This is a genomic window from Vibrio cyclitrophicus (genome assembly GCF_024347435.1).
In the GTDB taxonomy this organism is placed as follows: domain Bacteria; phylum Pseudomonadota; class Gammaproteobacteria; order Enterobacterales; family Vibrionaceae; genus Vibrio; species Vibrio cyclitrophicus.
Map to the genome: position 1 here is coordinate 2,317,825 of NZ_AP025480.1, position 12,648 is coordinate 2,330,472.

Genomic DNA, 12,648 nt, shown 5'->3' on the forward strand with positions numbered 1-12,648 from the left:
TCATCTTGCTAGCCAATTTAAGCTAACCTTAATGACCTTGACCTACTACGTAGTATTCAACATCTGCGTTTTCACGAAGTACGTTTAGTACGTTGGTCAGGTCTTGTTGGTTGCCAACTCGTTCCAGTTGAGCACCAATTTGAGTGCTGTAAGCTGGGTCGATTTCAGCCGTTACTTTAGAAAGTTCTACAACAACGATGTTACCGTCTTGGTCTTTAGATTGGCCAAACACCGCTTGACCGCCTTCAGGCTTCGCTAGAGCGAATACAGAAGCTGCCAATGGAGAGTTACGGTCAATTGTTTCAAGTTCAGTGAACTCAAGGTTGTTATCCGCTAATACTGCTTCATTGCCTTGCTTAAGTTCGTTCACTAGAGAAACACCTAACTCAACCGCTTGCTGCTCGGCTTGTACAGCAGACAGCGCAGCCACAACTTGATCCTTCACTTGTTCTAGAGGAAGAATTGTTTCGTCACGAGTCTCTTCTACACGAACAACAATCACGTGTTCAGGAGCCACTTCGATAACTTCAGAGTTTAGGCCGTCTTCTTTCACTTCTGGGCTCAAGATAGCTTGCATAACAGCAGGCGTCATCAATACTTCTGGTGCATCTACTTGAGAGATGAAATCAGTCGTTGTGATCTTAGCGTTAATTGCTTCTGCAGAGTCATCTAGAGAGTCAGGGAATTCAAACGCTACTTTCTCTAATTCAGTTTGCTGTTCGTAGAACTGGTCTACTGCGTGCTGGTCTAGAAGCTCTGTCTTAATCTCTGCCGCTACTTCAGAGTAAGGCTGAGCTTGAGATGCTTTCAGTTCGTCTAGCTTGATGATGTGGTAGCCAAAATCAGATTTAACTAAACCCGTTGTATCACCAATATTCTGAAGAGCAAAAGCGGCTTCTTCGAATGCTGGGTCCATAACATCACGTTCGATCCAACCTAGGTCACCACCAACTTCAGCACTGCCGAAGTCATCAGATTTTTCTTCCGCTAACGTTGCGAAATCAGCGCCTGCGTTGAGTTCGTCCAGGATGGACTGCGCTTTCGCTTCATCGTCGCCTTGAACTAGGATGTGACTAACTTTACGCTGCTCTGAAGTTGAGTACTTATCTAGATGCTCTTCATAGTATTTCTGAGCTTCTTCATCACTCACTTTAAGCTGCGACTTAAGTGCTTCGGCTGAAAGTTCGATGTAAGACACCTTAGCTTGCTCTGGACGAGTGTAAGCTAATGGGTTTTCAGAGTAGTACTGTTCAATCTGCTCGTCGGTAAGCTCAATGTCTTTCGCTAAATCAGCAACAGAAAGCGTCACAGTACGAATATCACGAGTTTGAGCAATCAGTTTGCTTTGAGTATCGATTTCGCCTTGAAGAACAAATTCACTGCCTTGAAGTGCAGTAACAAGTTGATTACGCATTAGGTCACGACGCATGTATTCAGCGAAGCTTTCTGCGCTGAAACCTGCACGACGTAGTGCTGATTGGTAAACTTCTTGATCGAATTGGCCAGCCGTTTGGAACTGAGGCATTTCTAGAATCATGGTACGGATTTGAGAATCGCTGATTCGTAGACCTAAAGACTCAGCTTGCTGCTCAAGTAGAACATCGTTGATCATGCGATCAAGGACTGATTTACGGAAAGACTCTACGTATGCAGGGTCTGCAAGCATTTGAGCGAAGTAATCGCCAAGTTGAGATTGCATGCGATTACGTTCGTTTTGGTAAGCTTGTTCAAACTCGCCACGAGCAATTTCTGTGTTGCCAACTTTAGCTGCTGCGTTGTTACCGCCACCGGTGATGTAGCTGCCTACACCTGCGAATACGAATGACAGGATAATCAACCCAAGGATAATTTTTACCGCGATGCTATTCACGCCTTCGCGTAATCGATCCATCATAATTTAAGTGCTCTCCGGATATGAAGCATTGGCTTCAAAATAAAAATCTATTCACGCGATATTATCAGAAAAAGAAATGCGCATCAGTAGGATGCGCATAATTTAAATAAGTTCAATGTGCTTTGCACACATACTGCCTAAGAATGAAACATCATTGTTCAAACAGTAAACGCATGTTAATGCTTTCCCCTCTTCACATTCGAGGTTCCAGCAAACAAAAATTAGTTACATGCGTCTTTAAGTGCTTTACCCGCCTTGAAGCCAGGTACTTTAGCTTCTGCGATTTGGATCTCTTCACCAGTTTTTGGGTTACGACCTGTACGAGCAGCACGAGTACGAACACTGAAAGTACCAAAGCCAACAAGTGCAACTTGGTCACCTGATTGTAGCGTTGTGCCAACTGCTTCGATGAAAGCGTCTAGAGCGCGACCAGCTGAAGCTTTAGAGATGTCTGCGTTTTCTGCGATTGATTCTACTAGTTGTGTTTTATTCACTGTTTTTCCCCTATGTGTCATCTGTGACTAAATCTCGATGACTGTACGTTCCATTTTGGTTTTTATTTCGCCGCAAGCCTTATTGCAAAAGGGATTGCCGCTTTAGCGAATAACTTAGCGTCCAAAAAAAACGCTGACAAGCCTTTTCGAGCCTATCAGCGTAATTCTTTACTTATTTTTGCTACGCATCACTATTTTTTCACGTCAAACTCGACCCCTGACGGATCTCGTTCTAGCGCAACCTTAAGAACTTCATCAATCCATTGGACTGGAATCACCTTCAAGTCAGCAATAACGTTGTCTGGAATCTCTTCCAAATCACGCTCATTGTCTTTAGGAATCAAGACTGTTTTGATGCCACCACGGTGAGCTGCAAGCAGTTTTTCTTTCAAACCGCCGATAGGTAAAACTTCACCTCGTAGGGTAATTTCACCAGTCATACCCACCTCAGCTTTTACAGGATTACCCGTTAAGCTAGAAACAAGTGCAGTACACATTGCAATACCCGCGCTTGGGCCATCTTTTGGTGTCGCACCTTCAGGCACGTGAACGTGAATATCGCGTTTCTCGTAAAAATCAGTGTTGATACCTAGATTTTCAGCACGAGAGCGAACCACGGTCATTGCCGCCTGAATCGACTCTTTCATCACATCACCCAATGAGCCGGTTTGCGTTAGCTTACCTTTACCTGGCATTGATTCAGTTTCGATTGTCAGTAGGTCACCACCCACTTGAGTCCACGCTAGACCAGTTACCTGACCAATACGATTGCTCTCATCCGCTTTACCAAAGTCATGACGTTGAACGCCTAAGTACTCTTTCAGGTTATCAATGTTAACCGTTACAGACTTAAGGTCGCTGTCTAGCAAAATGTTTTTAACTGCTTTACGACAGATCTTAGAGATTTCACGCTCTAGGCTACGTACACCTGCTTCACGCGTGTAATAACGAATAATGCCGATGATTGCAGAGTCTTCAATCTCAATTTCATGAGGCTTAAGACCGTTGCGTTGAACTTGCTTGTCCAATAGGTGGCTCTTAGCAATATTCAGCTTTTCATCTTCTGTATAACCAGACAAACGAATCACTTCCATACGGTCCAGAAGAGGGCCAGGAATGTCCATCGAGTTCGACGTCGCAACAAACATAACATCTGACAGATCGTAATCGACTTCTAGATAATGATCGTTAAATGCGTTGTTTTGCTCAGGGTCTAGTACTTCTAGAAGCGCTGAAGATGGGTCGCCACGCATATCAGAAGACATCTTGTCGATTTCATCTAATAGGAACAGTGGGTTTTTAACGCCAACTTTAGACATCTTCTGGATAAGTTTACCCGGAAGAGAACCGATGTACGTACGACGGTGACCACGAATCTCAGCTTCATCACGAACGCCGCCTAGCGCCATACGAGTGTACTTACGACCCGTTGCCGCAGCAATAGAACGACCTAGAGAGGTTTTACCAACGCCAGGAGGACCAACAAGACAAAGGATTGGACCTTTCAGTTTGTTGATACGGTTTTGTACAGCCAAGTATTCAAGAATACGTTCTTTAACACGCTCTAAGCCGTAGTGATCTTCATTTAAGATCTCTTCCGCTTTCGCTAAATTCTTTTTAACTTTTGAACGCTTAGCCCAAGGAACGCCTACCATCCAATCGATGTAGCTACGTACTACTGTTGCTTCAGCAGACATTGGCGACATCATTTTCAGTTTTTGCAGTTCTTGCTCTGTTTTCTCACGAGCTTCTTGAGGCATCTTAGAATCTTCGATTTTCTTCTTCAGAGTCTCGAATTCATCCGGTGCATCGTCCATCTCGCCAAGTTCTTTCTGAATCGCTTTCATTTGCTCATTCAGATAGTACTCGCGCTGAGATTTCTCCATTTGTTTCTTAACGCGGCCACGAATGCGTTTTTCAACTTGTAGGATGTCAATTTCTGACTCCATTTGGCCCATCAAGAATTCCAGACGTTCAGTGACATCTAAAATTTCTAGAACGTGCTGCTTGTCTACCAATTTAAGTGGCATGTGCGCAGCAATCGTATCAGCAAGGCGAGCAGCCTCATCAATACCGTTCAGAGACGTTAGAACCTCTGGTGGAATCTTTTTGTTTAGCTTAATAAAGCCTTCGAATTGATTGATCGCACTACGAACAACCACTTCTTGTTCTTTTTCGTCAAGTTCTGAAGTAACAACGTATTCGGCATCCGCTAAGAAAAATTCACTTTCTTTGAATTGGTGAATTTTTGCACGCTGCTGACCTTCGACAAGTACTTTAACCGTACCATCAGGGAGCTTTAGTAACTGAAGAATGGTAGCGACTGTACCTACGTTAAATAGGTCGTCGATTGAAGGCTCATCAGTGTCCGCTTCTTTCTGCGCTACAAGTAGTACTTGTTTGTTAGCTTCCATTGCCGACTCAAGGCAAGTAATCGATTTTTCACGACCAACAAACAATGGAATAACCATGTGTGGGTAAACCACTACATCACGTAGAGGTAGCACGGGGATTTCGATACGCTCGGAACGTTCCAAGTTCATATATTTCTCTCTTCCGCTTTAACTTATAAAGCAGTATATGGGGCTTAAACGACTGGATTCAATGGAAGAATAAAAAAAAGGAGGTAATTGCTTACCTCCTTTTTCAATTTGAGCGTGTGGTCTAAAAAAGACCTACTCTGCAGCAGCTGCTTGATTATCTGAGTTACTGTAAATCAACAGTGGTTCTGACTCACCATTAATTACCGACTCATCAATCACAACTTTGCTTACATCAGTTGAAGATGGCAGTTCGTACATAGTTTCCAGTAGAACACCCTCCAAAATAGAGCGTAGACCACGAGCACCTGTTTTACGGTTCATTGCTTTCTTAGCAATGGCACGTAGTGCGTCTTCGCGGAATTCTAACTCTGTATCCTCAAGTTCAAATAATGCAGCGTACTGTTTTGTCAGTGCATTCTTTGGTTCACAAAGGATTTGGATTAGCGCTTCTTCATCAAGCTCTGTCAGTGTTGTTGTAACAGGTAGACGACCAATGAATTCTGGAATTAGACCATACTTCACTAGATCTTCAGGTTCTACTTGAGTGAACAGTTCACCGATAGTTTTGGTTTCGTCTTTAGAACGCACTTCTGCGCCAAAGCCGATACCGGAACCTGTTTCTACACGTTGCTCAATCACCTTATCTAGGCCTGCAAACGCACCACCACAGATAAATAGGATCTTAGATGTATCCACTTGCAAGAACTCTTGCTGTGGATGCTTACGACCACCTTGAGGTGGAACTGAAGCAACGGTGCCTTCAACAAGTTTTAGCAGAGCCTGCTGTACACCTTCACCAGACACGTCACGCGTGATGGATGGGTTTTCAGCTTTACGAGAAATCTTGTCGATTTCATCGATATAAACAATGCCACGTTCCGCTTTCGCTACGTCATAATCACATTTTTGAAGCAACTTCTGGATGATGTTTTCAACATCTTCGCCCACGTAACCTGCTTCGGTTAGTGTAGTTGCATCTGCCATTGTGAAAGGAACGTCTAGGAAACGAGCCAATGTTTCAGCAAGGAGTGTTTTACCACTACCAGTAGGGCCGATAAGAAGAATGTTACTCTTACCTAGCTCTACGCCTTCAGCTGTCGTATCACCATTACGCAAACGCTTGTAGTGGTTATATACCGCAACTGCTAGCACTTTTTTCGCGTATTCTTGACCGATTACATAGTCGTCAAGATGCTCACGAATCTCACGCGGCGTTGGCAGCGATTCCGATTCTTTCTTAGGAAGAACATCTTTAATTTCTTCACGAATAATGTCGTTACAAAGATCGACACATTCATCACAAATGTAAACAGAAGGACCTGCGATTAACTTGCGAACTTCGTGCTGGCTTTTGCCACAGAAAGAGCAGTAAAGCAGTTTACCGCTACCACCCTCTTTGCTTTTGTCTGTCATTCGCTAACCTCTTAGCCTTTACTCTCTATGTTTGAGTGTATAACAATTTGAATCACTTTGCGTTAAACAATTGCCTTGCAATTATTGACCGCGGTGATTAAGAACTGAATCCACCAAACCGTATTCTACTGCTTGATCAGCAGACATGAAATTATCACGATCTGTATCACGCTCAACAACTTCTAGAGGCTGGCCTGTATGCTCTGCCAATAGTTTGTTTAGCTTTTGTTTGATCGTTAGGATCTCTTGCGCGTGAATTTGAATATCAGACGCTTGGCCTTGGAAGCCGCCAAGTGGCTGGTGAATCATTACACGTGAGTTTGGAAGTACGTGACGCTTACCTGGAGTACCACCCGCTAGTAAGAACGCACCCATAGAGCAAGCTTGACCCATACATACTGTGCTCACGTTTGGCTTGATGAACTGCATTGTGTCGTAGATCGACATGCCCGCTGTTACGCTACCGCCAGGTGAGTTGATGTAAAGATAGATATCTTTGTCTGGGTTTTCTGATTCCAAGAAAAGCAGTTGAGCCACGACAAGATTTGCCATGTGGTCTTCCACTTGACCGGTTAAGAAAATGATACGTTCTTTTAATAGACGAGAATAAATATCGTAAGAACGTTCACCACGGGAAGTCTGTTCAACCACCATAGGAACTAGTGCGTCCATAATCGATGGCATTGTATTTTTTTCTTGGTAGCTCATATTCTTATGTCCCTAAAATAAATGGCCCGAATGATTAAATCATACGGACCATTGTTAGCAGAATTGTTGACCGTACGTCAACCTTCTACGTCAGATATTACTATATTAAGCAGGTTGCTGATTCATTAGCTCGTTGAAGCTAACTTCTTTATCAGAAACTTGAGCTTTAGCGATGATTGCATCAATAGCTTGCTCTTCTAAAGCGACATTGCGCATGTTGTTCATCATTTGCTCGTTTTGCTCGTAGTAAGCAATAACTTCTGTTGGATCTTCGTATGCTGTAGCCATCTCTTCGATGATAGCTTTAACTTTCTCATCATCAGCTTTTAGCTCTTCAGTCTTGATTACTTCACCAAGAAGAAGACCTACAACTACGCGACGTTTAGCTTGCTCTTCGAACAACTCACGAGGAAGTTGGTCAGCAGCTTCAGTGTTACCACCGAAACGTTGAGCAGCTTGTTGACGTAGAACACCGATCTCTTGATCGATTAGAGCAGAAGGTACGTCGATGTTGTTTTCGTTAACTAGACCGTCGATAGCTTGCTCTTTGATGCGGTTCTTAACAGCTTGCTTAAGCTCGCGCTCCATGTTCTTACGAACTTCAGCTTTAAGGCCTTCAATGCCGTCAGCAGCACCAAACTTAGAAACGAATTCTTCGTTAAGCTCTGGAAGTTCACGAGCTTCAACTTTGTTCAGCTTGATAGAAAACTTAGCTTCTTTACCTTTTAGGTTTTCAGCGTGGTAATCTTCTGGGAAGTTTACGTCGATTTCGAATTCCATACCTGCTGTTTTACCAACGATACCGTCTTCAAAACCAGGAATCATGCGACCAGCACCCATTTCTAGTGGGAAGTTCTCAGCTTTACCGCCTTCGAACTCTTCACCGTCGATAGAACCAACGAAATCGATAGTTGCACGAGAACCAGCGTCAGCAGCAGCTTCAACTTCAGTCCAAGTTGCTTGTTGCTTACGTAGAGTTTCGATCATCTCTTCAACGTCAGCTTCTTTAACTTCTACTGCAGGTTTCTCAACAGTGATGTTTTCTAGACCTTTCAGCTCAACTTCTGGGTAAACTTCAAAAGTTGCATTGAATACTAGGTCAGCGCCTTCGTTGTTTTCAACTGGTGCGAAAGTAGGTGCGCCAGCTGGGTTGATTTTCTCTTTAACGATCGCTTCGATGAAGTGACGTTGCATTACTTCGCCCATCACGTCTTGACGTACTGCTTTGCCGTACATTTTAGCAACCATCTTCATTGGCACTTTGCCTTTGCGGAAACCATCGAAACGACGATTTTTCGCGATGTTGCGTAGTTCAGCTGTAACTGCATCTTCGATGTTAGCAGCAGGAACAGTAATATTAAGACGGCGCTCTAGGCCTTCTAGCGTTTCAACAGTAACTTGCATTATATAAACCTCAAAACTGGCTCAGTAATCTGAGCATATGAGCCGTAACTTAGCTTTAATTCAAAAGCCGACGTTGTTGGCTGCATCCTTGTGTAGTGCTCTATCCGAACACCTAATTTAAAATCGAGCATTGATGTTTGAATTGATTATTCAACTAAACACCAGACTAATCAGCGATATCTTCGTTCTTCACACGCCGACTAAAACGCAACAAAGCTTGTTTTCAGAAACAAGAAAGGTATCTCCGATTAGCCTCAGGACAGAAATTTTAGACGCGACATTCTAGCGATCTGTTTAATCTCTGTCGAGCCGTTCGCCTCTGCTTGATGATGAATGCTCTAAATTCGTCCAACTAAATGATAAAAAACGATCAAAACATCACTTAGCACAACAGAAATGGGGACAATAGCGACTTTTTCAAGGGAATCGAGGCCTTTTTTTGCTAAAAACCTTAAAAAGAGATCTTGCTCTTGTTTTACCCCTCAGAGTCGATAACTTTTTCAACAATCTCCGTTACAAAGCCTTAACCTACCACCATCTGTTATCTCTCTATTTTAAGAAAAAACTACCGCTAGTTGCTGTCATAAACGAGAAAACACAGGTGTATTTGTTTACCTAGAATTTAGCGGAGAGCGTTCATGTTTCGAGCTTTAAGAATCCCTTTACTACTGCTCATCACCTATGTCTTGCTGATGGTTCTCGGTGGTCACTGGGTATGGAGCACAAGCCATCAAAGTTTGTTAAATGATCACCAGTCTAAGTTAGATCGATTTTCCGTTCATATTTCTAGCCAATTGGATAAGTTTGCCCATATCCCAGAACTGCTCTCAAAAGATAAAGAACTAGTCGATGCCCTACACTCACCAAGTAATTCCGCGCAAATCGAGCTGACTAATCGCTATCTAGAGCACGTAAACACAGTAATTCAAGCGTCCGACACTTACCTACTCGACAGTATCGGTACCACCATAGCTGCTAGTAACTGGAACCTGAAACACTCTTTCGTTGGACGTAACTTTGCTTTTCGTCCCTACTATCAACAAGCAATTCTCGGCAATGAAAACCAGTACTTTGCTTTAGGTTCTACCTCGGGAAAGCGAGGCTATTATTATTCTTACCCTGTCTCCTACGCGGCCGAAATCATTGGCGTGATTGTCGTAAAAATGGATTTATCACTGATTGAAGCAAGTTGGAAAGGAAAGCAGAGTTTTTTTGTTGCCGACGATAAAGACCAGATTGTTTTTATGTCGAGCAAGCCTGAATGGTTGTTCAAAAGCCTTCAACCTTTAGATAAAGCGCAAAAAACTCGCATTCAAGAAAGCAGACAATACCTTGATACCAAGATCGAGAGCCTTCACTTTTCAGGAGACTTAGAAAGCGCCACCAGCAGCATTCAATCACCACACCAGCTCGTAAAAGAACATTTTTTTACTTCATCACGCTTCCTCGATGACCCGAAACTAACTGTCAGAGTATTTTCTCCAACACACTTAGTTTGGTGGGATCTCATCGCTTACCTTGTGGTGCTGAGTTTAGTGTTTGCCATTATCTATCTCACGATGCAACTCAACCATCACCGCCAACAAAGACGTACGCAAATCGATAGGCTACAATCTGAAGCCAAACAAAAACTCGAGTTTCAAGTCCTCGAAAGAACCTCTGAACTCCATATCGAGATCAAACAGCGTATCGAAACAGAACGGGTGCTCAGGCAAACACAAGATGAGCTTATCCAAGCCGCTAAACTAGCGGTATTGGGTCAAATGTCAGCGAGCATCAGTCACGAACTGAATAACCCACTCGCTGCGATTCGCAGTTATGCCGATAACGGCCGACTGTTTCTTGCAAAAGAAAAGACCGAGCGTGTTGATGACAACCTATCTCGAATTTCATCACTCACCGATCGTATGGCGAAAATTAGCCACCAGCTTCGCTCCTTCGCAAAAAAGTCCACGGCGGAAGAGCTACACACATTGCAGATATTGCCTGTTCTTCATTCCTCTAAAGAGCTGATGAAACCGCAATTGAAAACTGAGCGAGTCAAAGTAAATGAGCTCCCTGAAACCTTCAATGCTTGCGTGCTCGCCAATGCGATTCAACTGGAACAGGTAATCATTAACCTACTGACCAATGCAGTTCAAGCTATGGAAAATCAAGAAGATAAACAATTGGCTATCCTGTTAGAGATTAGGGAATCAAATAATGAACAATCAAAAACTCTGTTGATTCACGTTGATGATAATGGCCCCGGCTTTATGTCACCTTCGACGGGAGGTTTTTTTGAACCCTTCCATACCACCAAAAAAAATGGTCTTGGACTCGGGCTATCGATTTCTCAACAAATAATCGGTGGAATTAACGGAAAACTGTTGACCGATAGCAGCCCACAAGGTGGCGCTCGTTTTAGTATCGAACTCCCAATTGTGCCTGATGAGCACCGTGCACGAACAGAACGCGCGCAAGCAGATTAAGGCTAACTCATTAAATTAGCTAACTTCACAAGCAAACAAGCAAACAAGCAAACAAACTCAACGATAATTAGAATAAAAGAGTAAAGGAATAAACTATGTGTCACGTCTATTTCATTGATGATGAATCCGATCTAAGAATGGCCATTGAGCAAAGCTTTGAACTTGCCGAGATTGACGCCGAATTCTTTCCCGATGCAGAATCTGCGCTGATCGCCATCCAGAAAAATGGTCTTCCCCACGTGATCATTACCGATATCTGTTTGCCGGGTATTTCTGGGCATGACCTACTCAGCACGGTCATGCATAAAGACAAAGAAATCCCGGTCATCATGATCACTGGTCATGGTGATATCTCAATGGCCGTTCAAGCTATCCATAACGGTGCCTATGATTTCATTGAAAAGCCCTTTGCGAATGAACGCTTAATTGAGACGACCAAACGCGCCATCGAAAAACGCCAGTTAACTCTCGAAAACCAAGAACTCAAGCGCTCATTGAAGGCGAGTAAAGCACTAGGACCGAGAATCATTGGTGACACACAATCTATGACAGAGCTACGTTCTATCATCACTCATGTTGCCGATACCAACGCCGATATTTTATTGTTTGGCGAAACGGGGACGGGCAAAGAGCTAGTTGCTCGTTCTCTGCATGAACAAAGCAGTCGCCGAGAGCAAAACTTTGTTGCGGTCAACTGTGGCGCCGTTCCTGAAAACCTGATTGAAAGTGAGCTCTATGGTCATGAAAAAGGTGCTTTTACGGGAGCCGAAAACAAACGTGTAGGTAAGTTCGAGTTTGCGCAAGGCGGCACCCTATTCTTAGATGAAATAGAATCCATGCCAATGCAGGCGCAAATACGACTATTGCGCGTATTACAAGAGCGAGTCATTGAAAGAGTCGGCTCGAACGGATTAGTACCGCTCGATATTCGCGTGATTGCTGCAACTAAAGTCGACCTAAAAAAAGCTTCTGAGGAAGGATCTTTCCGCCAAGATCTCTATTATCGGCTCAATGTAGTTACTTTAGACTTGCCGCCATTAAGAAGTCGCCAAGAAGATATACCTGCACTCTTTCACCATTTCTTGCTCGTCGCGGCGGCTCGTTATGGCAAAACAGCCCCTGCACTTCCACAAACAGAACTGCACGCACTTTTAGCTCATGATTGGCCCGGAAATGTACGAGAATTACGTAATACTGCCGAGCGTTTTGTACTTTTAGGCAAGCTTTCTCACTTATCAGACAACACCGTTGAATCAAACCAGCATTTATCGCTAGCTGAGTTGGTCTCTGACTTTGAGAAAAGCACTCTAAAGCAAGCACTTATTGAGTGTAACGGCAGTATAAAAGAGACCATGGAAAGGCTGCAACTTCCGCGCAAAACCCTCTATGACAAGATGCAAAAACATCAACTTGCGAAAGAGTCATACCGACAGAGCGAAAACTAAATTAGATATGCGAGCAAGATCACCTATACTTAAACCGCTAACAGGATGTTATGCAATAAAGTTGATAGGAAAATGGTTATGGGTGAGAAAACAAAAGTTCCATCAATTACCGACACAATGGAGATCGACGGTGTTTATTATATCGATCAACATGTCGACTTAAACACGCCGGAACTAGAAGCAAAAAGAGCCCTCTATCAACAGAGCGACTCTTACTTGAACTTCGGTAGGAATATTGATGAGGAGGTTTAATACCTCCTCACCTTTTTAAAATGA

General features: G+C 43.5%; 9 protein-coding genes. 3 read left to right on the forward strand and 6 right to left on the reverse strand.

Annotated features, from left to right (window positions below; translation table 11 throughout):
• Positions 1-28: 28 nt before the first annotated feature.
• The 6 genes from ppiD to tig all read right to left on the reverse strand — a co-directional run bounded on the left by ppiD (position 29) and on the right by tig (position 8,456).
• On the reverse strand, positions 29-1,894 hold the full coding sequence (ppiD, locus tag OCW38_RS10210) for a peptidylprolyl isomerase (RefSeq protein WP_261893944.1): 1,866 nt from the start codon (positions 1,892-1,894) through the stop codon (positions 29-31).
• Between the two features lie 221 nt (positions 1,895-2,115).
• Positions 2,116-2,388 carry an HU family DNA-binding protein gene (locus OCW38_RS10215; RefSeq protein ID WP_004736083.1) on the reverse strand — a complete coding sequence of 91 codons (273 nt, stop codon included), beginning with the start codon at positions 2,386-2,388 and terminating at the stop codon, positions 2,116-2,118.
• Between the two features lie 191 nt (positions 2,389-2,579).
• Complete coding sequence (gene lon, locus OCW38_RS10220) at positions 2,580-4,931, reverse strand: endopeptidase La (RefSeq protein WP_010439506.1); 2,352 nt, start codon at positions 4,929-4,931, stop codon at positions 2,580-2,582.
• 132 nt (positions 4,932-5,063) lie between these two features.
• Positions 5,064-6,344, reverse strand: coding sequence for an ATP-dependent protease ATP-binding subunit ClpX (clpX, locus tag OCW38_RS10225; protein ID WP_010439502.1), 1,281 nt, complete (start codon positions 6,342-6,344; stop codon positions 5,064-5,066).
• 81 nt (positions 6,345-6,425) lie between these two features.
• On the reverse strand, positions 6,426-7,052 hold the full coding sequence (gene clpP, locus OCW38_RS10230) for an ATP-dependent Clp endopeptidase proteolytic subunit ClpP (protein WP_004736080.1): 627 nt from the start codon (positions 7,050-7,052) through the stop codon (positions 6,426-6,428).
• A 105-nt stretch (positions 7,053-7,157) separates the two neighbouring features.
• On the reverse strand, positions 7,158-8,456 hold the full coding sequence (gene tig / locus OCW38_RS10235) for a trigger factor (protein WP_010439497.1): 1,299 nt from the start codon (positions 8,454-8,456) through the stop codon (positions 7,158-7,160).
• Positions 8,457-9,094: 638 nt separating this feature from the next.
• Here tig and OCW38_RS10240 point away from each other — a divergent pair.
• From OCW38_RS10240 to OCW38_RS10250, 3 genes are all read left to right on the forward strand, one after another.
• On the forward strand, positions 9,095-10,927 hold the full coding sequence (locus OCW38_RS10240; RefSeq protein WP_016791996.1) for a sensor histidine kinase: 1,833 nt from the start codon (positions 9,095-9,097) through the stop codon (positions 10,925-10,927).
• Between the two features lie 95 nt (positions 10,928-11,022).
• A complete protein-coding gene (locus tag OCW38_RS10245) occupies positions 11,023-12,372 on the forward strand; it encodes a sigma-54-dependent transcriptional regulator (protein WP_016784702.1) in 1,350 nt (449 codons plus the stop codon).
• A gap of 78 nt (positions 12,373-12,450) precedes the next feature.
• Positions 12,451-12,624 (forward strand): hypothetical protein, encoded by a 174-nt coding sequence (locus tag OCW38_RS10250; protein ID WP_016767079.1) that lies wholly within the window; start codon positions 12,451-12,453, stop codon positions 12,622-12,624.
• Positions 12,625-12,648 lie beyond the last annotated feature (24 nt).